This window comes from Mesorhizobium sp. M0633 (assembly GCF_040320645.1).
Classification (GTDB): Bacteria; Pseudomonadota; Alphaproteobacteria; order Rhizobiales; family Rhizobiaceae; genus Mesorhizobium.
On sequence record NZ_JAMYQC010000015.1, the window covers coordinates 51,551 to 76,796 of the forward strand.

General features: G+C 62.3%; 23 protein-coding genes, 1 tRNA gene and 1 pseudogene. 20 read left to right on the top strand and 5 right to left on the bottom strand.

What is annotated here, in order from left to right:
• Positions 1 to 5: 5 nt before the first annotated feature.
• Positions 6 to 96, bottom strand: a tRNA-Ser gene (locus NKI47_RS17500).
• A 449-nt stretch (positions 97 to 545) separates the two neighbouring features.
• Between NKI47_RS17500 and NKI47_RS17505 the strand changes: the two genes are divergently transcribed.
• The gene (locus NKI47_RS17505; protein WP_352591998.1) at positions 546 to 1,742 is read left to right on the top strand and encodes a porin; all 1,197 of its coding nucleotides are present in this window, start codon (positions 546 to 548) and stop codon (positions 1,740 to 1,742) included.
• Between the two features lie 240 nt (positions 1,743 to 1,982).
• Complete coding sequence (locus NKI47_RS17510) at positions 1,983 to 3,044, top strand: tyrosine-type recombinase/integrase (protein WP_352592001.1); 1,062 nt, start codon at positions 1,983 to 1,985, stop codon at positions 3,042 to 3,044.
• 265 nt (positions 3,045 to 3,309) lie between these two features.
• Here the strand turns inward: NKI47_RS17510 and NKI47_RS17515 are convergent, their stop codons facing one another.
• Positions 3,310 to 4,203 carry an alpha/beta fold hydrolase gene (locus NKI47_RS17515; RefSeq protein ID WP_352592004.1) on the bottom strand — a complete coding sequence of 298 codons (894 nt, stop codon included), beginning with the start codon at positions 4,201 to 4,203 and terminating at the stop codon, positions 3,310 to 3,312.
• Between the two features lie 233 nt (positions 4,204 to 4,436).
• Positions 4,437 to 6,476, bottom strand: a complete 2,040-nt coding sequence (locus tag NKI47_RS17520) for a lytic transglycosylase domain-containing protein (protein ID WP_352592105.1) — start codon at positions 6,474 to 6,476, stop codon at positions 4,437 to 4,439.
• Positions 6,477 to 6,802: 326 nt separating this feature from the next.
• On the opposite strand from NKI47_RS17520, the gene dapA reads away from it, so the two are divergent.
• From dapA to NKI47_RS17540, 4 genes are all read left to right on the top strand, one after another.
• Positions 6,803 to 7,684: a 4-hydroxy-tetrahydrodipicolinate synthase gene (dapA, locus tag NKI47_RS17525; protein ID WP_352490891.1), complete on the top strand. Its 882-nt coding sequence runs from the start codon at positions 6,803 to 6,805 to the stop codon at positions 7,682 to 7,684.
• 25 nt (positions 7,685 to 7,709) lie between these two features.
• A complete protein-coding gene (gene smpB / locus NKI47_RS17530) occupies positions 7,710 to 8,189 on the top strand; it encodes an SsrA-binding protein SmpB (RefSeq protein ID WP_023768487.1) in 480 nt (159 codons plus the stop codon).
• A 106-nt stretch (positions 8,190 to 8,295) separates the two neighbouring features.
• Positions 8,296 to 9,024: a GH25 family lysozyme gene (locus NKI47_RS17535; protein ID WP_352569836.1), complete on the top strand. Its 729-nt coding sequence runs from the start codon at positions 8,296 to 8,298 to the stop codon at positions 9,022 to 9,024.
• 106 nt (positions 9,025 to 9,130) lie between these two features.
• Complete coding sequence (locus NKI47_RS17540) at positions 9,131 to 9,652, top strand: hypothetical protein (protein ID WP_352449007.1); 522 nt, start codon at positions 9,131 to 9,133, stop codon at positions 9,650 to 9,652.
• A gap of 30 nt (positions 9,653 to 9,682) precedes the next feature.
• Here the strand turns inward: NKI47_RS17540 and NKI47_RS17545 are convergent, their stop codons facing one another.
• Complete coding sequence (locus NKI47_RS17545) at positions 9,683 to 10,360, bottom strand: uracil-DNA glycosylase (RefSeq protein WP_352454370.1); 678 nt, start codon at positions 10,358 to 10,360, stop codon at positions 9,683 to 9,685.
• Positions 10,357 to 10,938, bottom strand: coding sequence for a LabA-like NYN domain-containing protein (locus NKI47_RS17550; protein WP_023677774.1), 582 nt, complete (start codon positions 10,936 to 10,938; stop codon positions 10,357 to 10,359). The genes NKI47_RS17545 and NKI47_RS17550 overlap by 4 nt, the downstream gene beginning before the upstream one ends.
• Positions 10,939 to 11,216: 278 nt before the next feature.
• On the opposite strand from NKI47_RS17550, the gene rpoZ reads away from it, so the two are divergent.
• The 14 genes and pseudogenes from rpoZ (at position 11,217) to NKI47_RS17620 (ending at position 25,210) form a co-directional block, all read left to right on the top strand.
• Entirely contained in the window at positions 11,217 to 11,618 is a 402-nt protein-coding gene (gene rpoZ / locus NKI47_RS17555; protein WP_023677773.1) for a DNA-directed RNA polymerase subunit omega, read from the top strand.
• A gap of 111 nt (positions 11,619 to 11,729) precedes the next feature.
• Positions 11,730 to 13,958 (top strand): RelA/SpoT family protein, encoded by a 2,229-nt coding sequence (locus NKI47_RS17560; protein ID WP_023677772.1) that lies wholly within the window; start codon positions 11,730 to 11,732, stop codon positions 13,956 to 13,958.
• 88 nt (positions 13,959 to 14,046) lie between these two features.
• On the top strand, positions 14,047 to 14,625 hold the full coding sequence (gene pyrE / locus NKI47_RS17565) for an orotate phosphoribosyltransferase (protein WP_352449004.1): 579 nt from the start codon (positions 14,047 to 14,049) through the stop codon (positions 14,623 to 14,625).
• 13 nt (positions 14,626 to 14,638) lie between these two features.
• Positions 14,639 to 15,019, top strand: a complete 381-nt coding sequence (locus NKI47_RS17570) for a VOC family protein (protein ID WP_352592010.1) — start codon at positions 14,639 to 14,641, stop codon at positions 15,017 to 15,019.
• Between the two features lie 230 nt (positions 15,020 to 15,249).
• A complete protein-coding gene (locus NKI47_RS17575; RefSeq protein ID WP_023677769.1) occupies positions 15,250 to 15,831 on the top strand; it encodes a DUF2062 domain-containing protein in 582 nt (193 codons plus the stop codon).
• A complete protein-coding gene (gene acpS / locus NKI47_RS17580) occupies positions 15,828 to 16,241 on the top strand; it encodes a holo-ACP synthase (RefSeq protein ID WP_023719885.1) in 414 nt (137 codons plus the stop codon). The genes NKI47_RS17575 and acpS overlap by 4 nt, the downstream gene beginning before the upstream one ends.
• A gap of 77 nt (positions 16,242 to 16,318) precedes the next feature.
• Positions 16,319 to 17,068, top strand: coding sequence for a signal peptidase I (gene lepB / locus NKI47_RS17585; RefSeq protein WP_352592013.1), 750 nt, complete (start codon positions 16,319 to 16,321; stop codon positions 17,066 to 17,068).
• A 4-nt stretch (positions 17,069 to 17,072) separates the two neighbouring features.
• On the top strand, positions 17,073 to 17,798 hold the full coding sequence (gene rnc, locus NKI47_RS17590; protein ID WP_352592016.1) for a ribonuclease III: 726 nt from the start codon (positions 17,073 to 17,075) through the stop codon (positions 17,796 to 17,798).
• Positions 17,795 to 18,721: a GTPase Era gene (era, locus tag NKI47_RS17595; RefSeq protein ID WP_352592019.1), complete on the top strand. Its 927-nt coding sequence runs from the start codon at positions 17,795 to 17,797 to the stop codon at positions 18,719 to 18,721. The genes rnc and era overlap by 4 nt, the downstream gene beginning before the upstream one ends.
• A 367-nt stretch (positions 18,722 to 19,088) precedes the next feature.
• Positions 19,089 to 19,793 carry an antitoxin Xre/MbcA/ParS-like domain-containing protein gene (locus tag NKI47_RS17600; protein WP_352592022.1) on the top strand — a complete coding sequence of 235 codons (705 nt, stop codon included), beginning with the start codon at positions 19,089 to 19,091 and terminating at the stop codon, positions 19,791 to 19,793.
• A 362-nt stretch (positions 19,794 to 20,155) separates the two neighbouring features.
• Positions 20,156 to 21,245: pseudogene (locus NKI47_RS17605) on the top strand (porin).
• 117 nt (positions 21,246 to 21,362) lie between these two features.
• On the top strand, positions 21,363 to 22,151 hold the full coding sequence (gene recO / locus NKI47_RS17610) for a DNA repair protein RecO (protein WP_352592025.1): 789 nt from the start codon (positions 21,363 to 21,365) through the stop codon (positions 22,149 to 22,151).
• Positions 22,148 to 22,423 carry a PaaI family thioesterase gene (locus tag NKI47_RS17615; protein ID WP_023677761.1) on the top strand — a complete coding sequence of 92 codons (276 nt, stop codon included), beginning with the start codon at positions 22,148 to 22,150 and terminating at the stop codon, positions 22,421 to 22,423. Before recO ends, NKI47_RS17615 begins: the two co-directional genes overlap by 4 nt.
• Before the next feature lie 84 nt (positions 22,424 to 22,507).
• On the top strand, positions 22,508 to 25,210 hold the full coding sequence (locus NKI47_RS17620; RefSeq protein WP_352592028.1) for a DUF2339 domain-containing protein: 2,703 nt from the start codon (positions 22,508 to 22,510) through the stop codon (positions 25,208 to 25,210).
• The last annotated feature ends 36 nt before the right edge of the window (positions 25,211 to 25,246 follow it).

Consider the following 25,246-nt stretch of genomic DNA (forward strand, 5'->3'; position numbering starts at 1 on the left):
TAGGGTGGCGGAGAGGATGGGATTCGAACCCACGAGAAGCTTTTGACCTCTACTCCCTTAGCAGGGGAGCGCCTTCGACCACTCGGCCACCTCTCCGTTGCGCCGGTGGATAAAGAAAAGCGCCGGCACAATCAACAAGCTGACGCTATTATCCTTGAAAAATCGACCCTTCGCCAAAGCGCCGCGCGGCGATGTGGCGATTCTACGGCAATTCCCTGGTTCGCGACTCGGGCCACGGTCACATTTCGGGCCGACCATCGCCGGAATCCGCGGTTTGCAACGGCTTGCGAAGGGCTGTTGGTTAACGGGAGCTTTCGGAGTGAGGCCAAATCGTGTCATTTGTGCAACAACGCCGGGGTATAGCGCCAACACAAACCTTTTGCCGGTACGATCGTGGTTGAACGCCGCCGTCTCATGGGTAATGTCGGGTTTGAAGGAGCGGCGCGGTGCGCATCTTTTTCGGTAGTGGGGATGGGGCAGGGAACGCTGTCCTTCAGCAAAGAATACCCAGACCCGTTTTTTAACTTTTGACTGGAGGTCAGAAAATGAACATCAAGAGCCTTCTTCTCGGCTCCGCTGCGGCACTGATCGCAGTTTCCGGTGCGCGCGCCGCCGACGCCGTCGTCGTCGCCGAGCCGGAACCCGCTGAATACGTCAAGATCTGCGACGTCTACGGCGCTGGCTACTACTACATCCCCGGCACCGAAATCTGCCTGCGCATCGGCGGCTATGTCCGCTATGACATCGGCGTGGGCCAGGCTGGCTCGTTCGACGGCGCCAGGTACCAGGACCTGTTGGATGCCTTGAATGGTGAAGACAACGAGAACGACGGCTACTACAAGCAGGCTCGCTTCACGCTGAGGACCTATACCGGCCAGGAAACCGAGATGGGCACCTTGAAGACCTACACCGAGACCCGCTTCAACTGGGGAACTGGTTATCAAAGCGTGCCTGGGTTCGACACGGGCTTCTCCGACTTTGGCAGCAGAGGCGTTTCGCTGAACTTCGCCTGGATCCAGCTTGGTGGTCTCCGCGTCGGTAAGGACGAAACAGCCTTCAACACGTTCACCGGCTACGCCGGCAACGTCATCCAGGATACGATCGTTCCCTACGGCGGTTTCGACACCAACGTCGTCCAGTACTACTTCGATGCCGGCAACGGCTTCTCGGCCGTGGCTTCGTTGGAAACCGGTGAAGGCTTTATCCTTAACGACGCTAATACTGCCCTCAATCTCGGTCACGACTCGGTCGACAGCTTCGTTCCGTATGTCGTCGGCGGCGTGAAGTACACGCAGGGCTGGGGCTCCATCAGCGGTGTTGTCGCCTATGACAGCAGCCTGGAAGAATGGGCCGGCAAGGTTCGCCTCGACGTGACGCCGATGCAGAACCTGTCGCTGTTCTTGATGGCCGGCTACGGTTCTGACGACAATCTCCCGCGCAACTTCTACAAGCAGTGGGGCGGCAACTGGGCAGTCTGGGGTGGTGGCACCTACACCATCAACGAGAAGACCTCGTTCAACCTCCAGGCGTCGTATGACGAAGCCAAGGAAGCTGGCGTCGCGGCCAATATCGCCTACGACATCGTTCCCGGCTTCACGATCACGGCCGAAGTGGACTGGGCTCATAACAGCCATCACATCGATAGCGACTCGCTGCCCGGTTATGAATACAACTGGACCGGCATCCCGGGCGACAAGAAAAACGCCGTTGGCGGCTTCCTCCGCTTCCAGCGCTCGTTCTAAGGGCTGGACTTAAGGCAAGTGAAATCCAGCCCGGGCGCTTTAACGCCCGGGCTGTTTTTGTTCTCGCGACTGGTCGCAAATAGAAGGAAAAGGGGGTTCGGTAGCTGAACAGAGTTGTGGAACGATGTCGTTGGGATCCGCCGCTGGCGGATGAAATCGGCCGCAACGCTTAAAACTCTTGAAAGGGCACCGCCAAGCAGGTAGGTCTAGGCCTATTCCACTCGGGGGGTGTGGCGAATAATGACGAACGATGCGATTCAAGAGGGAGGAACCTCTGATCATTTTTCGATATTTTCTTCTCAAACTGCAAAGATAAAATACAGTTATAACAAGATACGAGAAGTAAAGTCGCACAGGATCGGAGAACTGTTTTCAGCATACCGGGACATACTTTGGGATGACGGGCGGCATAAATACAATGTCAGCTCCTTCATCGGCGAGATAGACGAGATTCTCCTTGGGGAGCGTTTCAGCGCCTTTGACCAAAGCACCCTCGACAACCTTATCGGCACCTTGCGCCAGCGCGGCAACAGCAACGCAACCATCAACCGGAAGATGGCTGCCCTCAGCAAACTGCTGCGCAAGGCTTACAAGATGGGGGATATCCACAGCCTGCCCGAGTTCCGCCGCCAGAAGGAGCGGGCGGGACGGATTCGTTTCCTCGAAAGAGACGAGGAGGCCCGGCTCTTCGCCGCCATCAAGAGCCGCAGCGAGGACGCTTATCGGCTTTCCGTCTTTCTCGTCGACACCGGCTGCCGCCTCGGCGAAGCGCTGGGTTTGATCTGGAACGATATCCAGGAGCACCGCGTCAGTTTCTGGATCACCAAATCCGGCCGCAGCCGCACCATTCCGATGACCGAGCGGGTAAAAGAGGTGATCAAGCTGCCGGCCACCGAGGGCCGCCGGCCCAAAGGCCCGTTCACCAAGCTCAGCCAGGCGCAGTTTCGCGCCATCTGGAACGATGCCAAGGCCGAAGTCGGGCTTGGTGCCGACGATCAGGTCGTGCCGCATATATTGCGCCATACTTGCGCCTCGCGTCTCGTCCAGGGCGGCATCGACATCAGGCGCGTGCAGATGTGGCTCGGCCATCAGACGCTGTCGATGACCATGCGTTACGCCCATCTGGCCACCAACGACCTCGACGGCTGCGTCACCGTGCTGGAAACGCCTCGGTCCGGTGGCTCGGACTTCGGCGGCGCAAGCGCTTTGTCTGCTCATTCAGCGATGGATGAGCAGAAGAATAAGCCGGCTAAGAGCGAAAAGTCTCCGAAAACCGTGGTGAAAAGGGCAAAATCCCGGTAGTGTCGCTCATCTGGCTCGCGTACGGCTCTCCCTTCTCCCCTTGTGGGAGAAGGTGGCCGAGCGCAGCTCGGTCGGATGAGGGGTGTTCCAGGGAACGCCAACGCCTCATTTCTTCCAACACCCCTCAACCGTCTTGGCGCTACGCGCCAATCCACCTTCTCCCACAGGGGGAGAAGGGAAGAAACGTGGGCACCGACTTCGACAATCTGTCACCACTAAATAGGGTCCGTGTAAAGCTTTCAAGGTGGTTATTTGATCTTGAGCTTTACTTCCTGCCACCCCGCCGCTCCGCTCGATCGAAAAAACCAGCGATCCTGCCCGGCAGGATCCCGGACTCCAAAAACGGTGTATGCCCTTGGCCCTCCACGGTGATCGTCTCGACGTCGGCATGGCGTATCCGCATCTGCTCGAGGGTCCTGGGAGACAGCAGCTTCGAATTGGCGCCGCGTATGACGAGCATCGGGATGGCCGCCAGCGCGTCGAACTGTGGCCAAAGATCGGGCAGCGGCCGGCTGGGATCGAGCCCCGCCAGCGTCTCGACCAGTTTCGGATCGAAATCGGGCAGAAATCCCTCCTCGGTCTCGCGGTAGAGGGCTGATGCCATCCGCTCCCAATCCGCATCGGTCAGCGCCGGAAAATCCGCGCCATGGGTGCTGCGCAGGTCGCGGACCACCTCTGCGTACGTCTTCGGCCTTGGCGCGGGGTCGAGGTAGGAGCGGATATGGGCGAGACCTTCCGACTCGATCACTGGGCCGATGTCGTTGAAGACGATGGCCTTCAGCACGCGCGGCCGCATCGCCCCGAGCACATGGATGATCAGTCCGCCGCGCGACGTCCCAATGAAGGCTGCCTTCTCGATGTTCAGCGCCGCCAGCCCGGCAAGTATATCGCCCGCCTCGATGCCGATATTGTAATGGCCGATATCGGCATCGTAGGCGGACTGCCCGCGCCCGCGATAGTCGAAGGCGACGACGTTGCGCTTCACCTGCGCCGACAGATAAAGCGCCAATTCGTGAAAGTCACGGCAATTGCGGGTCAGGCCGGGCAGGCAAACGACTGGCCAGCGGCCGGAATTCGCTTCGCCGTAGATGCGGGCGTGCAGGGACAGCCCGTCCGGCGCGGCGTAGAAGAAATCGGAGAAGCCTTCGTCGTTTGGCATGTACACTCGATTCCGTGCTGCTGTCAGATCGTTGCGACTGCTACAGGCGAGGGCAGGGGCGGTCAAATCGGGGGCTCTTCCTTCTCTCCTTGTGGGAGAAGGTGGATCGGCGCGTTAGCGCCGAGACCGTGGGGGCTGTTGGACGGAGCGCTGTCGGAACCAAGCTGGAGCACCCCTCATCCGACCGAGCTTCGCTCCGCCACCTTCTCCCACAACAAGGGGAGAAGGAAAGGCTAACCCCGGCCGTTCACCAGATCCCCGACAATGTCGTACTTGCCGGAGATACGCATCTTGTAGACCTCGTAGTTCTCCATCACGCGCTGGACGTAACTTCTTGTTTCCGTATAGGGAATCCGCTCGATCCAGTCGACGATGGCATCGATGTCCTTGCCGCGCGGATCGCCGTATTTCGCCACCCACTGGGCGGCGCGGGTGGGGCCGGCATTGTAACCGGCGAAGGTCAGCACGTAGGAGCCGTCGAAGCGGCCGAGCTGCTCGCCGAGAAAGGCCGCGCCCAGCGTTGCATTGTAGCCGGCATCGGTGGTCAGCCGGGCCTGAGAAAATGTCATGCCGGCCTTCTTCGCCAATTGCTTGGCCGTGCCCGGCATCAGTTGCAGCAGCCCGCGTGCGCCGGCGCTGGAGACGGCGCCGATGTTGAACTCGCTTTCCTGGCGGGCAATCGCATAGGCCAGCGCCTTGCCCGAGCCGGAAATGTTGGCGGTGTCGGGAATGACGCCGAGCGGATGCGACAGCGCGCCGACGTCGATGCCACGTGCGCCGGCGATCTTGCCCACCTTCAGCGCCATGAAATGGTTGCCTTGTCTTTCCGCCAGCATCGCAAGCAGCGCCAGTTCACCGGGGCTGCTCAACTGCCCGGCAAGGTCGCGGTAGAGGGTTTCGGCATAGCGGTCATAGCCTGCCTGCTGCAGCCGCTCGATGGCGCTGACCGCCTCGCGGGTGGCAAAATTCCGGCGGTCGGCGGCACTTGGCTGGGGGTAGACGATATTGAGGGTCTGCCGGCCGACACGCTCGCCGGCGAGCTGGCCGTAAAAGGTCGTGCCGTAGCTGGCGGCACGGCTGAAATAATCCTTGGCACTGCCGGGACCGCCGAGTTCGGCGGCACGGCCGAGCCAGTAATAGGCGCGCGACAGCGACATCGGCCCTTGGGCGAGCTCCGCGATTTGCGCAAAATGCTTGGCGGCGGTGCTCGGGTCGTTGAGGCCGCGCAGCGCGTACCAGCCCGCATGGAATTCCGCCTCGGCAGCATTGGCGGGACTTTCGGCGGCATGCGCGGCGACTATTCTGTAGGCCGTCTTCATGTCGCCCTGGTCGACCAGCTCGCGCGACAGCACCCGGCGTTCGACCCACCAGGCGTCCGGATCGACCAGAGCGTCGCGGTCGCCCGGCGCCTTCAGCACCAGCGCGGCGGCATCGGAAAATTTCTGTTGCTTGCGCAGATATTCGGCTTCGGCAAACAGATAGCCGGCCGCCCGCTGCGCTGCCGGCACCGCCTTCAGCAGCTTGGCCGCGTTCTTGTCGCCTTTGGTGACTGCCGCCCAGGCATCGGCCAATTGCTGGGCGCCGGCGAGACCGGCGACGCGCAGCGCCGAAGCGACCCGATCGGCATAGAACATGCGCTCCATGCGGAAGCGATGGTCGGCGGCCGGGATCAGCGCGCCGAACTCGCGGATGACCGCCGCCTCGTCCGTGGCTTCGAGCTTTTCGGTGCGCCAGAATGGCGACAGCACCGAGCGCGCCGCCTTCGTATCGCCCTGCGCTACATAGGAGCGGGCTAGGATCACCACACCCTCGAAGGTCAGCGGCTGGCTGCCGTCGAACGCCCGCACCACCACCTGTGGCGCGGGGTTCTCGCGATAGAGCGCGCGCTCGCTGTTCTTGCGCAAGGCGATCGTGCCCGGCCAGTTCGGCAGCATCTTCGCGGCATCGGCGATGTCGCCGCTCGGCACCTGGTCGCCGCCATAGAGCGCAATCGCCCAGGCAAGGATGTGCCGATCGAGCGATTTGGCCGGCAGCGCTTCGCGCACCTGGCGCGCGCGCTGAATGTCGTTTGCCGCCAGCGCATCGAGACCGCTCTTCAGCGCCGCGACGCTGGCGGATGGCGAAGGGGACTGCTGCAGTGCATCGTTCTGCGGCTCCGTCATCGGGATCGCCGACGTGACCTGCCCATCGACGCTGCCGCCGATCGCCGCGCCAGGGATCAGCACAACGATCGCGCCGAGAAGCGCGAAAAGATGAGGCCGCCTAGTCGGCATGGATTTGGTCATTTCCTATTCTTCGATGCTACAGCTGGCACAGATGAACTGCAGCCTATTCGTCTGTGATGAAGGGCCCGTAAAGAAACCTTATCGAGGTCGTTCGAATTGCAATTGCTGGCGCAATGCTTGCCGCGCAACAATGTCGAGACTATGGTGCGCCGCTTCGCTTTCGGCTAGAAGGCGCGCACGACAAACACCTACAGCGCCGCGCGTCTTCTCAGACGCGCAAAGGACGCTGTAGCAATTTAAATTTGGCGCATGATCCTTTCCGAAATCGACTGCGATTTTCGGGGTCATGCGCTAGTCCCAAGGAGTTGGACGACATGCTAAGAGGCTCGCTGACCGCGCTCGTCACACCGTTCGAAAAGAGCGGCCGTTTCGACGAGAAAGCCTTTCGCGCGTTCATCGCCTGGCAGATCGCCGAAGGCACGACGGGCGTGGTCCCTGTCGGCACCACCGGCGAGTCGCCGACGCTGTCGCATGACGAGCACCGCCAAGTCGTCAAGGTTTGCATCGAGGTCGCCAAGGGCCGGGTTCCGGTCGTCGCCGGCGCCGGCTCCAACAACACCGACGAGGCGGTCGGCCTGGTCCAGTATGCCGAGAAGGCGGGCGCCGACGCGGCCCTTGTCGTCACGCCTTATTACAACAGACCGACGCAGCGCGGCCTCTATGCGCATTTCGCCGCCGTCGCCAAGGCGACCAGCCTGCCGATCATCATCTACAACATTCCACCGCGCTCGGTGGTCGACATGAGCCCGGAGACGATGGGGCAATTGGTGCACGACTTCAAGAACATCGTCGGCGTCAAGGATGCCACCGGCAAGGTCGAGCGGGTTTCGGAGCAGCGCGCCACCTGCGGCAAGGATTTCATCCAGCTCTCCGGCGAAGACGCCTCGGCGCTCGGCTTCAACGCGCATGGCGGCGTCGGCTGTATTTCGGTGACGGCAAATGTCGCACCCAGGCTTTGCGCTGAATTCCAGGAGGCAACGCTTTCCGGCGACAGCGCCAAGGCGCTCGACCTCCAGGACCGTCTGTTGCCGCTGCACAAGGCGATTTTCATGGAGCCCGGCGTTTCCGGCGCGAAATATGCGCTGTCGAAGCTGGGCAAGGTCGAGAACGTGCTGCGCTCGCCGCTAATGACGGTCGAGCCGTCGACCGCCGAGAAGATCGACGCGGCGATGAAGCACGCCGGCTTGATAAACTAAGGATGAGGCGCCACCTCTCCGCATCATGAATCAAGTCAGAAAAGCCGATCCCAACAACAAGACCGTTGCGGAAAACCGCAAGGCGCGGTTTTCCTATGAGGTGCTCGACACGATCGAGGCCGGCCTGGTGCTGACCGGTACGGAAGTGAAATCGCTGCGCCAGGGTCAGGCCAATATCCAGGACAGCTACGCCTCGGTCGAGGGCGGCGAGATCTGGCTGATCAACTCCTATTTGCCGGAGTATCTGCAGGCCAACCGCTTCAACCATGAGCCGCGCCGCCGCCGCAAACTGCTGCTCAACAAGCGCGAGATGGCCAAGCTGGCGCAAAGCGTCGACCGCGAAGGCATGACGCTGGTGCCGCTGAAGATCTACTTCAACGACCAAGGCCGTGCCAAGCTGCTGCTCGCCGTTGGCCGCGGCAAGAAGCTGCACGACAAGCGCGAGACCGAAAAGCAGCGCGACTGGTCGCGCGAGAAGGGCCGGCTGCTGAAGGAGCGAGGGTGAGGAGCGGTCCGCGAAGCGGAGGAAAAGCCAGCGATTTGGCTTTTAGAGCGACGAACGCCCGGAGCCATAGCGGCGGGCAGGGCGGACCAAAAGGGATAGGTCTCGTTTGAAAAACCGGATCGTCTTATGGGGCGCGGCCGGTCTGCTCGTGGCGGGCCTCGTTCTGGCCGGCGGCTATACCTACTTCCAGACGTTTTCTCCGGACCGCGGCAAATATCCGGTCAGGGGCATCGACGTCTCCCATCATCAGCGGCAGATCGACTGGCGGCGTGTTGCCGCCGACGATGTCGCCTTCGCCGTGATCAAGGCGACGGAAGGCGGCGATCATGTCGACGATGCCTTCGCCGCCAATTTGCGCGCGGCCCGCGCCGCCGGTCTTGCCGTCGGTGCCTATCATTTCTTCACCTTCTGCAGACCGGGTGCGGATCAGGCACGCAACTTCATCTCGGTGGTGCCGCACGATCAGCCTTTGCTGCCGCCGGTGGTAGACATCGAGTTCGGCGGCAATTGCCCGCAGCGGCCAACTCCCGAACAGCTGAGCGCCGAACTCTCCGCCTTCCTCGGCCCGGTCGAGGCGGCGTTCGGCAAGACGGCGATCCTCTATGTGACCGACGAGGCGGCGCAAGCCTATGCCGGGCAGCTAGCCAGCCGCCCGCGCTGGCTGCGTTCGCTGGCGCTGCGGCCGGGCCATGACAACTGGATCTACTGGCAGTATCACAACCGGGGCCGCGTCGACGGCATCAGCGGCGACGTCGACCTGAATGTTCTCCAGGGCGGACCTGCGACGCTGGCCGCATTGTTTGCCGCAGCGCCTGAAGCGACAGCGTCGGATTGATGCTATTCCCGTCCACCAAAACACCCTCGATGGCACGAAGACAGAGCGACGAAGCTTCCCCATGTGGCTATTCATATCGCAGGCGGCGCCGTGCTAAGTACATTTGATGCCGGAGCGCCCTTCATCAACCAATGACAGCAACGCCCCGCCTGCTGCGATGGACGGCGGCGACCCCCGCCTGGCATTTGTCTATGCGGAGGCGGTGCGTGGCCTCCAGCACCAGCAGGGCGTGGTTGAAAGTCTCAATACGCGCGCTGGAAATCTGATTTTTGCAACTGCGTTCGCGAGTTCTCTCCTTGGAGGCAGGGCGCTCCTGGATGGCGTGGGGCCTTGGGACTGGCTGGCGCTGACATTGCTTTTTCTTATCGGGCTGCTGGTCGCGATTATGGTGTGGCCGTATTATAACTATACGTTCCGTTTCGATCCAGAGAAGCTGCTCCAGGACTTCGTTGATCAGCACCCTCCCGCAACCCTGGACGGGATGCACCGAGCGCTTGCGCTGCGCATCAAATCCGACATGGCCAGCAATTGGCGGATCATCCAACGCCTGCGCGTCGCGCTGCAGCTTGCACTGTTTCTGTGGTTGCTGGATCTCCTGGCCTGGTTGTTCGCGATCGCCCGAATCTAGGGCTCGTGCCCTGGCGGGCCTCGTCCGATTCTATGTCTTCAGAAAAGCTTCTATCTGACTGAAGACGTTGACGAACATCGCCTCCGTCAGCACGCCGGTATTGGTGTTGTAGCGCGAGCAATGATAGCTGGAAAACAGCGTGATGCCATTGGCCTGCTGCTGCCCACCATGCCGGAACGGATAGGCGGCAACGCGTTGGCCGAGCGCCCGCACGGTCGACTGGTGCGCGATCGAGCCAAGCGCCAGCACAGCGCGCAGATTTGGAAATCGCGCGATCGTCGGCACCAGGAACGTCCGGCAGGTCGCTATCTCGGCGCCAACCGGCTTGTTCTCCGGCGGCACGCAGCGCACCGCATTGGTAATCGCCGTACCGACAAGCTCCAGCCCGTCATCCGGTCGCGCTTTGAATTCGCCGCGCGCAAAGCCGTGCGCGATCAGCGTGTTGTAGAGCAGGTCGCCGGCAAAATCGCCGGTGAAGGGACGCCCCGTCCGGTTTGCCCCGCGCAGGCCCGGCGCCAGCCCGACGATCAGCAGACGCACTGCATCCTCGCCTTCCGGCGGCAAAAAGGTCGGCACCGGCGCGTTGAACCAGGACGGCTCGCGCCGCCGCCACTCGGCGATGAAGTCGTGCAACCGCGGGCAGAGCGGGCAATCGCGATCGGGTTCGGGGGAGACGACCAGGGGCGCGGTCAAGGCAACGACCGTCAATAGTCTTCCTCGTCGACTTCGGCCGGTTCGGGCCGGCGCACCGGCCGCTCCGACGGATCGCGGCCGACTTCATTCTTGAGCGTCATCAAGTCGATGAAATGGTCGGCCTGGCGGCGCAGATCGTCGGAGATCATCGGCGGCTGCGAAGCCATGGTCGAGACGATCGACACCTTGCGCCCGCGCCGCTGCAGCGCCTCGACCAGCGTGCGGAAATCGCCGTCGCCCGAAAAGATGACATAATGGTCGACGACATCGGCAAGCTCGAGCGCATCGACGGTCAGCTCGATATCCATATTGCCCTTAATCTTGCGCCGGCCGGTCGAGTCGGTGAATTCCTTGGCCGGTTTGGTCACCACCTTGAAGCCGTTATAGTCGAGCCAGTCGATCAGCGGCCGTATCGAGGAGTATTCCTGATCCTCGACCAGCGCGGTGTAGTAATAAGCGCGCAGCAGATAGCCGCGTTTCTGGAAGCTCGCCAGAAGTTTGCGGTAATCGATGTCAAAGCCCAGCGCGCGCGAGGTGGCGTAGAGATTGGCACCGTCGATAAAGAGAGCGATTTTTTCACGAGGATCGAACATGGAAAATGTCCTTTTTCGAAATAAGCGGTCGTCTAAATGCGTGGCGACTATCGGCCGGTCTGATAATAGACCTGTTGGCCTTCATCGTTCGAGATAACGCCAGTTTTACGGCAATCCAAGGCACCATGCCGCACCGCAAGCAATTGTGATCGGCGCTGTGTCGTCGCAGGCGGCCCGCGTCAGAGCTGCGCACCGCCATAAAAGCTTGTATTTTGGCGGCGTTCGGGTTATGGACCGCGCCTGCTTTCCATCAAATCCAGGCATGAAAGGGGCAACTCATGGCCCGCGTAACCGTTGAAGATTGCATCGACAAGGTCGACAACCGCTTCGAGCTGGTGCTCTTGGCCGGCCACCGCGCCCGTCAGATCAGCCAGGGCGCGCAGATCACCGTACCGCGCGACAACGACAAGAACCCGGTCGTTGCGCTCCGCGAAATCGCCGAAGAGACGCTGTCGCCGGACGACCTCAAGGAAGATCTCATCCATTCGCTGCAGAAGCATGTCGAGGTCGATGAGCCGGAAGCCGATGGCGAGGCGATTGCCGACCAGACCGGCAGCGCCGTTGCAGCCACCGATGCCGACGACGCCGAGGACAACGTCACCTTCGATCGCATGACCGAAGAAGACCTGTTGGCCGGCATCGAAGGCTTGGTGCCGCCGGAAAAAAGCGACGATTATTGATCTTAGCGACAACTGCCGACACTTTCGCGTCGGCAGTTTCGTGGCTATCTATGACATGCGCCGTACGCCAGTGCGGCGCATGATTCATTTCAGCATTGCGAGATCCCGGCCATGATGCGTCAGTATGAGCTTGTCGAGCGCGTGCAGCGCTACAAGCCTGACGTCAACGAGGCGCTGCTCAACAAGGCCTATGTTTACGCCATGCAGAAGCATGGCCACCAGAAACGCGCCTCCGGCGACCCGTATTTCTCGCATCCGCTCGAAGTCGCCGCCATCCTCACCGAAATGCACATGGACGAGGCGACGATCGCCGTTGCCTTGCTGCACGACACGATCGAGGACACCACGGCGACCAGGGCCGAGATCGACGAATTGTTCGGCCCGGAAATGGGCAAGCTGGTCGAGGGCCTGACCAAGCTGAAGAAGCTCGACCTCGTCTCGAAGAAGGCCGAGCAGGCGGAGAACCTGCGCAAGCTGTTGCTGGCGATCTCGGAAGACGTGCGCGTGCTTCTGGTCAAGCTCGCCGACCGCCTGCACAATATGCGCACGCTCGACCATGTGCCGGAAGCCAAGCGCCTGCGCATCGCCGAAGAGACGATGGACATCTACGCGCCGCTGGCCGGCCGCATGGGTATGCAAGGCATGCGCGAGGAGCTGGAGGAGATTGCCTTCCGCTTCATCAATCCGGAAGCCTACCGCGCCGTCACCGCACGGCTGGCCGAAATCTTCGAGCGCAACAAGGGCGTGCTGTCGGAGATCGAGAAGGCGCTCTCCACGCTGTTCGACAAATATTCGATCAAGGCCGAGGTCAAGAGCCGGCAGAAGAAGCCGTGGTCGGTATTCCGCAAGATGGAGGCCAAGGCGCTGTCGTTCGAGCAGCTGTCCGACATTTTCGGCTTCCGCGTCGTTGTCGAGACGGTCGAGGACTGTTACCGCGCGCTCGGCGCCATCCACACCACCTGGTCGATGGTGCCCGGCCGCTTCAAGGATTACATCTCGACGCCGAAGCAGAACGACTACCGCTCGATCCACACCACCATCGTCGGCCCGTCGCGCCAGCGCGTCGAATTGCAGATCCGCACCTATCAAATGAACAAGATCGCCGAATACGGCGTCGCGGCTCATTCGATCTATAAGGATACCGGTGGCAAGATGAATGGTGCCGCCCATGCGATCTCGAAGGAAACCAATGCCTATGCCTGGCTGCGGCGCACCATCGAGCAGCTTGCCGAAGGCGACAATCCCGAGGACTTCCTCGAAAACACCAAGCTGGAACTGTTTCAGGACCAGGTATTCTGCTTCACGCCGAAGGGCATGCTGATCGCGCTGCCGCGCGGCGCCACGCCGATCGACTTTGCCTATGCCGTCCACACCGACGTCGGCGACACTTGCGTCGGCGCCAAGGTCAATGGCCGCATCATGCCGCTGATGACGGAGCTGAAGAACGGCGACGAGGTCGAGATCATCCGCTCGAAGGCGCAGGTCCCGCCGGCGGCGTGGGAATCGGTGGTCGTTACCGGCAAGGCACGCTCGGCCATCCGCCGCGCCACCAAGAACGCCATTCGCAAGCAATATTCGGGTCTCGGTATCCGCATTCTGGAGCGCGCCTTCGAACGCTCTGGCAAGACCTTCACCAAAGAAAGCCTGAAGCCGGTGCTGCACCGGCTGGCGCGCAAGGACATCGAGGATGTACTGGCCGCGGTCGGCCGAGGCGAACTTGCCTCCACCGATGTCATGAAGGCGGTGTTTCCCGACTACAAGGACGAGCGTGTCACGCTGGTCGCGCCCAAGCAGCGCGAGGAGGGCTGGTCGAAGATCCGCAACGCCGCCGGCATGCTGTTCCAGATTCCGGGCCGCGCCGCACGCAAGGACAAGAACCAGCCGCGAGACGATGCGGTGCCGATCCGCGGCGTGCGCGGCGATCTGCCGGTGCGCTTCGCGCCGGAGGGGGCAGTGCCAGGCGATCGCATCGTCGGCATCGTGCAGCCGGGAACCGGTATCACCATCTATCCGATCCAGTCGCCGGCGCTGCAGGCCTTTGACGACCAGCCCGAGCGCTGGATCGACGTGCGCTGGGATATTGACGAGCGCACCAAGGAGCGGTTCCCGGCGCGCGTCTCGGTCACCGCCATCAACGCGCCGGGTTCGCTGGCCGACATTGCACAGGTCGTCGCATCCAACGACGCCAACATCCACACTCTGTCGATGGTGCGCACCGCGCCCGATTTCACCGAAATGCTGATCGATCTTGAAGTGTGGGACCTCAAGCACTTGAACCGGCTGCTGTCGCAGCTAAAGGACAATTCGAGCGTCAGCGATGCAAGGCGCGTGAATGGGTGAATAGCGAATAGTGAATAGTGAATAGTGAAAGAGGGTGCTCTCACTACCCTACTACCATTCACCATTCACCATGGACATGGAGTGAACGATGAACACCGATGAAGTGCTGGGCATTTTCCGCGAGGCCGGCGCCGTTCTCGAAGGGCATTTCATCCTGACGTCGGGCCTGCGCAGCCCGGTCTTCCTGCAGAAGGCGCGCGTTTTCATGCATGCCGACAAGACCGAGCGCTTGTGCAAGGCGCTCGCCGAAAAGATCCGCACTGGCGTGCCCGGCAGGATCGACTACGTCGTCGGCCCGGCGATCGGCGGGCTGATCCCGGCCTATGAGACCTCGCGCCATCTTGGTGCGCCGGCGATCTGGGTCGAGCGGGAAGGGGGCGAATTCAGGCTGCGCCGCTTCGAGATCGCCAAGGGATCGCGCGTCGTCATTGTCGAGGACATCGTCACCACCGGCCTGTCGATCCGCGAGACCATCGACTGCCTGCGCGGCCTTGGCGCCGAAGTCGTTGCCGCCGCATGCATCATCGACCGCTCGGCCGGCAAGACCGATGTCGGCGTGCCGCTGATCGCGCTCGCCGAATATGAAGTTCCGGCCTATCCAGCCGACATGCTGCCGCCCGAGCTCGCCGCCATACCGGCGATCAAGCCGGGCAGCCGCAATATATGACTGAGACGCTGCCGTGATTGCCGGCATCGATCATTTCGTGCTGACAGTTCGTTCGGTGGACGATACCTGCGCCTTCTATCAGCGCGTGCTTGGCTTCGAGCGCCTCGACGAGCCGGATCGACCAACGGCGCTGCTGTTTGGAACGCAAAAGATCAATGTGCATGAGGTCGGGCGTACCTTCGAGCCGAAGGCCAAGGCGCCGACGCCGGGCTCCGGAGATTTCTGCTTGATTGCTGCCCGGCCGCTCGCCGAGATATGTGCCAACCTCGCCGCCAATGGTGTGGTGATAGAGGTCGGCCCGGTCGAGCGTGCCGGCGCTCGTGGCGCGATAATGTCGGTCTATTTTCGTGACCCGGACGGCAACCTCGTCGAGGTCAGCGAATATCGATCCTAAGCGACGCTCCTTAAATTCGCCGCGATCATACCCTGTTCAGAACGGCGATACCCAAGGCTGGCGCGACCGGCCACCGAGCGGATGCCTCGGCCTCGTTGTTCTTCGGCCAGCGCATCGCTATATCAAAGTCGTAGTTGCTTTTCGGCGACCGCAGAGCGCAGCATAGGGCTGTCGCGCCCGGCTGGAGAAGCCGGCGTGAAGCTATTGACGGAACTAGGAACAGGAACAGAGTGCTTTTTCGACGGCGCAAGCCTGATGGTTTTTTCGAGCGGGTGCGTACTTATTTGTGGCCGCGCCGCTCGTTCTCGCGCTCGCTGCGGTATTTCTCCAAACGCATCCTGCGGCTTAGGGCCACGCCGCATGCCGTGGCCGCCGGTGTTGCGGCGGGCGTATTCGCGTCGTTTTTCCCGCTTGGCTTTCACTTCATCATTGCTGCCATCCTGTGCTGGCTGATCGCCGGCAATCTGGTCGCGGCAGCACTCGGCACGGTCTTCGGCAACCCCCTGACCTTTCCGCTGCTATGGGCCGCCTCCTGGGAGGTCGGCAAGCTGATCCTGCATGAACACCTGCCGGCGCATGGCCCGCCCGCGCATCTCGGCGACATGCTGCATAATCTTTCCTTTGCGCAATTGTGGGGACCGGTGCTGAAGCCGATGACGATCGGCGCAATACCGCTCGGCCTGGTTTTCGGCCTGCTGTTTTACGGCATCACCCGCTGGGGCATGGTCACTTTCCACGAGCAGCGCCGCAAGCGGCTGGCCGAAAGAGCGGCAAAGGCTGGAAAAACCGGGCCGGAAGTTCCTGCCGAATGATTATCGGTATCGGCAGCGACCTCATCGACATCAGACGCATCGAGAAGTCGCTGGAACGCCATGGCCAGCGCTTCATCCAGCGCATCTACACCGAGATCGAACAGGCGCGCTCCGAAAACCGCGCGGCGCGTGCGGCCTCCTACGCCAAGCGTTTCGCTGCCAAGGAAGCCTGCGCCAAGGCATTGGGTACCGGTCTGGCGCAGGGTGTGTTCTGGCGCGACATGGGGGTCGTCAACCTGGCCAGCGGCAAGCCGACCATGGCGCTGACCAATGGGGCGGCAGCGCGGCTGGACGAAATTCTGCCTGAAGGGCACCGCGCGGTGATCCACCTCACCATCACCGATGATTTTCCGCTCGCTCAAGCCTTTGTGATCATTGAAGCGTTGCCGGTCGAAGAAGCGCCACATTGATTGCATCTGACCAGCGGCATGACGTTGCCCAGCGCGCGCCGAGACTCTATACCATCCAACGCACAATCGAGGACGACATGAGCGTGGCTGAAAAAACCCAGAAGAAATCCGGCGGACTTGGCGAAACCGTCAGCGTCATAGTCCAGGCCCTGCTGCTTGCGCTGGTCATCCGCACGCTCCTGTTCCAGCCGTTCTCGATCCCGTCCGGGTCGATGCGGCCGACTTTGCTCGAAGGCGACTATCTCTTCGTCACCAAGTGGTCCTACGGCTTCTCCCGCTATTCACTGCCGTTCGGGCCGAACATCTTTTCGGACCGCATCTGGGGCTCAGAGCCGAAGCGCGGCGACGTGGTGGTGTTCAAGTTTCCGCCGGATCCTTCTGTCGATTATATCAAGCGCGTCGTCGGCCTGCCGGGCGATAAGATCCAGGTCAAGGATGGCCAGCTCTTCATCAACGACGTGGGCGTGCCGCGCGTCAAGGTCGGGCAGATCGACAACCGCGACATCACCGAGGAGAACGGGCCGGTCGATGTTTATCGCGAGACGCTGCCGAACGGCGTCAGCTACGACACGCTCGACCTGACGCAGGCTTCGATCGGCGACAATACCAAAGAGTTCAAGGTGCCGCCCGGTCACTATTTCATGATGGGCGACAATCGCGACAACTCGTCGGACAGCCGCTTCACCGTCGGCTTCGTGCCGGACGAGAATTTGGTCGGCCGCGCCAACCTCATTTTCTTCTCGATCGGCGGCAGCGCCAGCCCGCTCGAAATCTGGAAATGGCCGTCACTGATGCGCGCCTCGCGCCTGTTCCATTTCGTCAATTAGGGCCATGGCGGCGACGAAACGGCTGACCGCCGATGCGCTCGCCGAGGCGCTCAGGGAGCGCACCGGCCACAGTTTTGGCGACCATCAGCGCCTGCAGCGGGCGCTGACCCATGCCAGCGCTCGCGGCAGTCACGCCGGCGTCGACTACGAACGTTTCGAATTCCTGGGCGACCGCGTTCTCGGCCTTGTCGTTGCCGATATGCTGCTGGCGGCATTTCCCGACGCCGCCGAGGGTGAGCTGTCGCTGAGATTGAACGCTCTGGTCAACGCTGAAGCCCTGGCGGAAATTGCCGAGGAGATCGGCCTGCCGGAACTTATTCGCGCCGGTTCGGACGTACGCGGCCTCGACGGGCGCAAGCGCGTCAATCTGCGCGCCGATGCATTGGAATCGCTGATCGCCGTGCTCTATCTCGACGGAGGGTTGGAAGCGGCCCGTGCCTTCATCCACAGATACTGGCAGCCGCGCTCGCAAGCCATTGACGCCGCCCGTCGCGATGCGAAAACCGAACTCCAGGAATGGGCGCATCAGGCGGCAGGCGCAGTGCCGGTTTACATAATCGACAGCCGCGAGGGACCGGACCACGATCCGCTGTTCACCGTCAGTGTCAAGGTCGGCGCCTATCCGCCGGCGACCGGCAGCGGGCGCTCCAAGCGCGAGGCAGAGCAGACTGCAGCCGCGGCACTTCTGCAGCGGGAAGGCGTCTGGCTCGATCAAGGGAGTGCCGCATGACCGCCACCGAAGCTCCGGCAACAGAAGCTCCCGCTACCCGCTCCGGCTTCGTCGCGCTGATCGGCGCGCCCAATGCGGGGAAATCGACGCTGGTCAACCAATTGGTCGGCGCCAAGGTGTCGATCGTGACGCACAAGGTGCAGACCACGCGCGCTATCGTGCGCGGCATTGCCACCCACAACAACGCGCAGATCGTCTTCGTCGACACGCCGGGCATATTCAAGCCGAGGCGCCGGCTGGACACCGCGATGGTGACCACAGCGTGGGGCGGTGCCAAGGACGCCGATATCGTGCTGCTCTTGATCGATGCCGAGCGCGGCATCCGGGGCGATGCCGACGCCATCCTCGAGCGGCTGAAGGATGTCCGGCAGCCGATGGTGTTGATCCTCAACAAGGTCGATCGGGTCAAGCACGAGACGTTGCTGGCATTGTCGGCGGCAGCCAACGAAAGGGTGCCGTTCAAGCGCACCTTCATGGTTTCGGCGCTGACCGGGTCCGGCTGCAAGGACCTGCTCGACTATCTCGCCGAGACCTTGCCGGCCGGCCCCTGGTACTATCCGGAGGACCAGATCTCTGACCTGCCGATGCGCCAGCTCGCGGCCGAGATCACCCGCGAAAAGCTCTATCTCAGGCTGCATCAGGAACTGCCTTATTCCTCCCACATCGAGACCGAGAAATGGGAAGAGAAGAAGGACGGCTCGGTGCGCATCGACCAGACAATCTATGTCGAGCGTGACAGCCAGAAGAAGATCGTGCTCGGCCATAAGGGCGAGACGATCCGCGCCATCGGCCAGGCCGCGCGCATGGAAATCGCAGGCATACTCGAGCAGAAGGTGCACCTCTTCCTGTTCGTCAAGGTGCGCGAGAACTGGGGCGACGATCCCGAGCGCTACCGCGAAATGGGGCTCGAATTTCCGCACTGAGCCTGTTTGGGCGATCCGCCGAGCGGCCTGTTGGTCGCATCAGGATTCTGAGCGGTCGCCGCGGTGCCCGATCGGTCGACTTGCATCTTGAACAGCCGCCGAATCATTCCGGGAGGCTATGCGTCGACCACGTCGGTCGACCCGTTCCTTATTGGTACCGGCGCGACGGGAAATCCTGAGCGGGTTCTGAGAAATTTCCGATATTTCATGCAAAATCGGCCAGTAGATCGAATGGAACTCCTGCCGATACTGCGACCGTGCGTGGTTCCCGTTTGTCGTCTCTCCGTCATACACCCTGCCTATAGGCTGTGCGAAAGACCCGCTTCCGAGCAAACCGGAACCGGCAAGCAAACAGCCAGATCAGGACATGACCGGGACTTGGAATCGCATCGACCCCATCCGTCAGATCGAGTTTGCAAACGCCGTCGCTGTTGAGATCGAGCGCGTGCTGGCGCGGCAAGGCAAGGTAACGAACAGCGATGCGGTCGTTGCAGCGGGCAGGGTCGCCGGCGCCGTTGCCGCCGCCGTCGCTTTGCTTGCGCCGACCGACATCAGTGCGATCGACACCATGCAGGAAAGATTAGCCGGCATGGCGTCGCGTTTCGTGCGGATATTGGCAGCCGAAGCTGCGGAACGCCGTGCCCGGACGCATCTGTCGACGGCGCACGAAGGCCAAGGGGCAGACATCCAACGCCTGGCCGGAACGGGCGACCTCGACTCGATGCGGGTCGAGGACTGGGCCGGTCGGGTCGCCGGGTCGACGTTCCTGCAGCAAAATCTCGGCATATCGCGCTCGACCCTGCATCGCTGGCAGCGGAGCGGCACGGTCGTTGCGTTGCGCTCCGGTGGCCGCAAACATGTATTTCCCCTGGCCCAGTTCATCGACGGCAGGCCGGCGCCGGGTATCAAGGAAGTGTTATCCGCGATGCCCGATCCACGGCATGCCTGGTCGTGGCTGATCGGCCCCGCGCCCGGCCTCGCCGGACGTATTCCCATTGAAATGCTCAAACGGGATCTGGTGGCGGAAGTCGTTCTTGCCGCACAGAACGCAGCGATGGCGAAGTCGGCTTGATCTCGCTGCCAACTCTAGAAGTCTATTCCAAAAAAAGAACATGTAGAAGGAATGTATGTCGGATTCCGATAGGTTTGCCGGCTAATGGCATAAGTATATTTTTGTACAATTGTGACAGTGTCTCGTTTGTTCCGGCGGTAAATGTGAAGAAAATATGAAGTGATATTTGTGCAACATGGATTTATTCTGTTATGCAAACATTGATTATTTTTGGAATCATCATTGAGACTGGAATGCGGAAGAGTATGTTCGCCGCCTGAAGAGGGGGTGCGGTGCGCGCCTTTTTCGACGTGGGTGAGGCGTTCAGCCGTTCAACCCATGAATCCAAAGCCATTTTTAACTTTGACTGGAGAGGTCAGAAAATGAATATCAAGAGCCTTCTTCTCGGCTCAGCCGCGGCATTCGTCGCGGTCTCCGGTGCGCGCGCCGCCGACGCTGTTGTGGTCGCCGAGCCGGAACCCGCCGAATACGTCAAGATCTGCGACCGTCTACGGCGCTGGCTACTACTACGTCCCCGGCACCGAAATCTGCCTGCGCATCGGCGGCTATGTCCGCTATGACGCCAGCTTCGGCGACGCCGGCCGCGTTTTCGATGGCGCGACGACACATGACCTTATGGACGGTGACGAGCAGCAGACCTGGAACAAGAATGCCCGCTTCAATCTGAAGACGTGGACCGGCCAGGAGACCGAGCTCGGCACGTTGAAGACCTATACCGAGACCCGTTTCAACTTCGGCAACACCAAACACACCGTGAGCGGTGTTGATTTCAGCGTGCAGGACAACAAGGCGGTTACCCTGAACTTCGCCTGGATCCAGCTTGGAGGTTTCCGCGTCGGTAAGGATGAAACTGTCTATGATTCGTTCATCGGTTACGCCGGCAACGTCGTCCAGGACACTATCATTCCTTACGGCACCAAGGACACCAACCTGATCAGTTACTATTTCGATGGCGGTAATGGCTTTACGGCAGTCGCCTCGGTCGAAACGGGCTCCGGCGCTGACCAGTCGATCGACAGCTACGTTCCGTTTGTCGTCGGCGGCGTGAAATACAAGGGCGACTGGGGTGCGATCACTGCGGTCGGCGCCTATAACAGCACGTCGGAAGAATGGGCCGGCAAAGCTCGCCTCGACGTCAAGCCGATTACTGACCTGACCCTGTTCGTGATGGCGGGCTACGGCAGCGACGACAACGTCGCGAAGAACTTCTACAAGCCGTGGACTGGCAACTTTGCCGTCTGGGGCGGCGGCAGCTATGCCGTCAACAAGAAGACGTCTTTGAACGCCCAGGTCTCCTATACCGACGACCAAGACTTCGCCGTTGCGGCCAACGTCGCCTACACCATCGTTCCTGGTTACACGATCACCGCCGAAGTCGATTATTACGACAATTTCGATGCCGACGATGCCGACACAATCGGCGGCATCTTCCGCTTCCAGCGCTCGTTCTGATCAAACGACGATCTCGCAAAAAACGGCCCATAGCGATACGCTACGGGCCGTTTTGGTTTGGCGGCGGATACGTCGCACATCTTGATTTCGCCATCCAACCGGTGACAAGCTCTCGTCATGGAATGGCGCGACGAGGGAATCATTCTCGGCACCCGCAAGCATGGCGAAACCAGCGCCATTCTCGAGGTGATGACGTGCGCGCATGGCCGCCATCTCGGTCTCGTGCGCGGCGGCCGTTCGCGCAAACAGCAGCCTGTCTTGCAGCCCGGCAATCGCGTCGACCTGTTGTGGCGGGCGCGGCTCGACGAGCATCTCGGCACCTTCCAAGTCGAGGCTATCGAGATGAACGCCGCCCGGCTGATGGACAGCGCCGTTGCCGTCTACGGCCTGCAGACGATGGCCGCGCATTTGCGTCTTCTGCCTGAGCGTGACGCCCATGGCGGCCTTTACGAGACGCTTGCGGTGATGATCGCTCATCTCGACGATGCCGATGCCGCCGGCGAGCTGGTGGCCCGCTTCGAGCTGCTGGTACTCGACGAACTCGGTTTCGGCCTCGATCTCAGCCAGTGTGCGGCGACCGGCACCAGGCAGGACCTTGCCTATGTCTCGCCGAAATCCGGCCGCGCCGTGTCGCGGGCGGCGGGCGCGCCGTGGCGCGACAAGCTGCTGGCGCTGCCTGCCTTCCTGCAGCGCGGCTCCGGGCTGCGCGCCGATCCGGCGGCGATCGAGGACGCCTTCCGGCTGACCGGCTTCTTTTTGACCCGCCATGTCTACGAACCGCGCGGCATCGAGCCTCCCGGCGCCCGCGCCGGGTTTCTCGCCGCCTTGCGCAGGCATCATTCACCCGGCCATGAATCCGGCAAGGCAAGCGCCGGGGAAACCGCCACCGGGGAAACCACCAGATGAGCGAAGTTGAACCTGATCCCGAAAACGTTTCGCCGCTCGGCCTTGGCACCATTTCGCAGGTGGGCGAGGCCTATGCGACGGCCGAGTTCAAAGTGAATTTGACGCGGCCGATCACGCCAAGGACGGGCGAGGTGGTGTGCGAGGGCAAAGTGGTGCACAAGGGCCGCACGCTGACGGTTTCGGAAGCGGCGCTGAAGGACGCCAACGGCAAGCTGCTGGCTTTCGGCACCGAAACATGCTCGATCTTTCCGGCCAATCTGGCGGCACGTTGAATGGACCGGCCGTTTGGCCGCCGCATTTGAATGTCACTGAACATTGAATGTCAGTGACAACTGGCCTGGTTTGGGGGAACCGCCATGTTTGAAAGCCTGATTGGCCTCGTCGCCATCATCGCGCTGTTCGTCATCATTTCACGCCAGCAGAGCCGCATCGGCCTGATCGAGCGCGAGCTTGGCGCCTTGCGCAGCCTTGTGCTTTCGGGCACGCCTGCGCTGCCGCCGCAAGCCAAGGAACCGGCTGCAAACGACAGCAAACCGGCGGATGCCGCAATCCCGCTTGCGGCCGCAGCCGACATGGCCGTATCGCCACGGACCGCAGCGGTCGTGTCAGCTACAGAGGCCGATGCCGATACAACGGCGCCGTCCGCGCCGGAGTCGGCGCAACCGGCGGCGGCGGCGAAGGCAGCTCGCCAGTCCGACGTCGAAACGGCGCTCGGTACCCGCTGGGCGGTCTGGGTCGGCGGCATCGCGCTGGCGCTGGGTGGCTTGTTTCTGATCCGCTACACCATCGAGGCCGGCATTTTCGGGCCACGCGTGCGGCTTGTCATGGCGGCGGCACTCGGGCTGGTGCTGGTCGCCGGCGGCGAGTTCATCCGGCGCACCGGCTTCAGGGTGCCGGTGCAAGGTGCTGCCGGTGCCTATATCCCGGCGATCCTGACGGCGGCCGGCGCTTTCATCCTGTTCGGTACCGTCTACGCCGCGTACAGCATTTACGGCTTCATCGGCCCGACGCTCGCTTTCACGCTGCTCGGCGCCATCGGGGTGGCGACGATCGCGGCAAGCCTGGTCCACGGTCAGGCGCTGGCCGGCGTCGGCCTGCTCGGTGCCATGGTGACGCCGCTGCTGGTCGCCTCGCAGGCTCCCAATCCGTGGGCGCTGTTCGGCTATCTGGCGATCGTGCTCGCCGCCACCTGCGTCATTGCCCGCATCCGCGACTGGAGGCTTTTGACGGCCGCAGCCTTCGTCGCCACGGGCATCTGGACCATCTTCTATATGACCGACGCGCCGGGGGCGAACCTTGCCGTCATCCTCTTTATCGACGGGGCGACACTGGCCGCGCTCGCCTTCGTCTGGCTTGGCCGCCGCGACGAAGCGGTCGCCGGCAGCGGCTTCGACTGGCCGTCGATCGCGCCGGGCTTCTTCGTCGGCCTTTCGGCGCTGGCCCTGTTTGTCGATCCGGCCTTCGTCGCCATCCGCGGTGCATTGCCGGGGGCCGCCCTTGTCGCAGCCCTGGTGGCGGTGGCGCTCTACCGGCCGCGGGCGCTTGCACTGCTGCACGCCGCCGGGCTGGCGACTGTACTGGTCTATCTCGGCATCATTCCGCCGACCACGATCGCTTCAGATTTTTCGGGTGGCGCTCTCGGCGTCGACGGCATGCCGGTCGTGGCGTCCGATGCCTTGGTGCTCAGGGTCGGCATCGCTCTCGGCCTGGTCTTCATCGGCGCCGGCTTTTGGGCGGCGCGCCGTTTTGCGGCCTCTGGCTGGCTGCGCGCCGCCGCATGGGCGGCCTGGAGCGCTGTCGCGCCGCTGATCATCCTGCTGGCGCTCTGGTCTGCCTTCGGCAATCTCGACCGAGACCTTGCTTATGCGGCGGTCGCAGCCGTTTTGGTCGGCGTCTTCGTCGCCGGCGGCGAATGGATAGCGCGCGGCGAAGGGCCGCCGCTAACCGGCGGCGCTGCTGTCTCCTTCGCGCTCGGCGGGGCGGCGATTGCCGGCCTGCTGATGCTGCACATGGCCTTTGGTTCCGGCTGGACAACCATCCTGCTCGGAGCAGCCGCCGTTGTGCCAGCGCTGGCGACGCGCTGGCGCAGCTATCCGGTGCTTGGCTGGATTTCCGTTGGTGTGGTGATTGCAGTGCTCGGCCGCGCTGTCTTCGACCCGACCATCGTCGGTGCCGAGTTCCTGTCGAAGACGCCGGTGTTCAACTGGCTGCTGCTTGGATATGGCGTGCCGGCGCTCGCTTTCGGTTTTGCCGCCTGGCAGCTTGCCCGCACCACCAATGGCCGGCCGCGCCTCGCAATGGAGGCCGGCGCCGCGCTGTTCGCCCTGCTCACCGTCGCCATGCTGGTGCGCCATGCCATGCATGGCGGCGTCATCGATACCGCTGCTGCGACGCTTGCCGAACAGGCGATCTACACGCTGATCGCCATCGGTGGCGGTGCCATCCTGGTCGCCATCGACATGCGCTCGCCAAGTTCGGTGCTGCGCTACGGCTCGATTGCAGCGGGCGTGGTCTCGGTCGCGTTCATCGTCCTCCAGCATTTTCTGGCGCTGAACCCGTTGCTGACGGATGAATCGACCGGCAGCATTCCGGTGTTCAACCTTCTGTTGCTCGCCTACCTCTTGCCGGCAGTCGCGACAGGCGCACTGGCGCTCTATACCCGCGACAAGCGGCCGAAATGGTATGCGGCCATGCTGGCGGTTGTGGCGGCGGTGCTCGCCTTCGCCTATGCGACGCTGTCGGTCAGGAGGCTGTTCAAGGGTGAGTTCATCGGCCTGTGGAGCGGCCTCGGCCAGCTCGAGACCTATACCTATTCGGCGCTCTGGCTGGTCATCGGCGTGGTGCTGCTCACCGCCGGTGTCTGGCTGAGGTCGCAGGTGCTGCGCATTGCGTCGGCGGCGCTGATCTCGGTCGCCGTGCTCAAGGTCTTCGTCTTCGACATGTCGGAGCTGGAAGGTGTGTTGCGGGCGCTGTCCTTCATCGGCCTCGGCGCGGTGCTCATCGGCATCGGCTTGTTTTATCAGCGGCTGCTGACAAGGGCCGCGAGAGAGGTAAATTAGTGTGAGTCTATGATCACGGGAAAAGGCTATTGACAG

What these genes read in the sequence shown, in the direction of transcription:
- NKI47_RS17505 (WP_352591998.1), top strand. Translation starts at nt 546, where the DNA reads ATGAACATCAAGAGCCTTCTTCTCGGCTCCGCTGCGGCACTGATCGCA.
- NKI47_RS17510 (WP_352592001.1), top strand. Translation starts at nt 1,983, where the DNA reads ATGACGAACGATGCGATTCAAGAGGGAGGAACCTCTGATCATTTTTCG.
- NKI47_RS17515 (WP_352592004.1), bottom strand. Translation starts at nt 4,203, where the DNA reads ATGCCAAACGACGAAGGCTTCTCCGATTTCTTCTACGCCGCGCCGGAC.
- NKI47_RS17520 (WP_352592105.1), bottom strand. Translation starts at nt 6,476, where the DNA reads ATGCCGACTAGGCGGCCTCATCTTTTCGCGCTTCTCGGCGCGATCGTT.
- dapA (WP_352490891.1), top strand. Translation starts at nt 6,803, where the DNA reads ATGCTAAGAGGCTCGCTGACCGCGCTCGTCACACCGTTCGAAAAGAGC.
- smpB (WP_023768487.1), top strand. Translation starts at nt 7,710, where the DNA reads ATGAATCAAGTCAGAAAAGCCGATCCCAACAACAAGACCGTTGCGGAA.
- NKI47_RS17540 (WP_352449007.1), top strand. Translation starts at nt 9,131, where the DNA reads ATGCCGGAGCGCCCTTCATCAACCAATGACAGCAACGCCCCGCCTGCT.
- NKI47_RS17550 (WP_023677774.1), bottom strand. Translation starts at nt 10,938, where the DNA reads ATGTTCGATCCTCGTGAAAAAATCGCTCTCTTTATCGACGGTGCCAAT.
- rpoZ (WP_023677773.1), top strand. Translation starts at nt 11,217, where the DNA reads ATGGCCCGCGTAACCGTTGAAGATTGCATCGACAAGGTCGACAACCGC.
- NKI47_RS17560 (WP_023677772.1), top strand. Translation starts at nt 11,730, where the DNA reads ATGATGCGTCAGTATGAGCTTGTCGAGCGCGTGCAGCGCTACAAGCCT.
- pyrE (WP_352449004.1), top strand. Translation starts at nt 14,047, where the DNA reads ATGAACACCGATGAAGTGCTGGGCATTTTCCGCGAGGCCGGCGCCGTT.
- acpS (WP_023719885.1), top strand. Translation starts at nt 15,828, where the DNA reads ATGATTATCGGTATCGGCAGCGACCTCATCGACATCAGACGCATCGAG.
- lepB (WP_352592013.1), top strand. Translation starts at nt 16,319, where the DNA reads ATGAGCGTGGCTGAAAAAACCCAGAAGAAATCCGGCGGACTTGGCGAA.
- rnc (WP_352592016.1), top strand. Translation starts at nt 17,073, where the DNA reads ATGGCGGCGACGAAACGGCTGACCGCCGATGCGCTCGCCGAGGCGCTC.
- era (WP_352592019.1), top strand. Translation starts at nt 17,795, where the DNA reads ATGACCGCCACCGAAGCTCCGGCAACAGAAGCTCCCGCTACCCGCTCC.
- NKI47_RS17600 (WP_352592022.1), top strand. Translation starts at nt 19,089, where the DNA reads ATGACCGGGACTTGGAATCGCATCGACCCCATCCGTCAGATCGAGTTT.
- recO (WP_352592025.1), top strand. Translation starts at nt 21,363, where the DNA reads ATGGAATGGCGCGACGAGGGAATCATTCTCGGCACCCGCAAGCATGGC.
- NKI47_RS17615 (WP_023677761.1), top strand. Translation starts at nt 22,148, where the DNA reads ATGAGCGAAGTTGAACCTGATCCCGAAAACGTTTCGCCGCTCGGCCTT.
- NKI47_RS17620 (WP_352592028.1), top strand. Translation starts at nt 22,508, where the DNA reads ATGTTTGAAAGCCTGATTGGCCTCGTCGCCATCATCGCGCTGTTCGTC.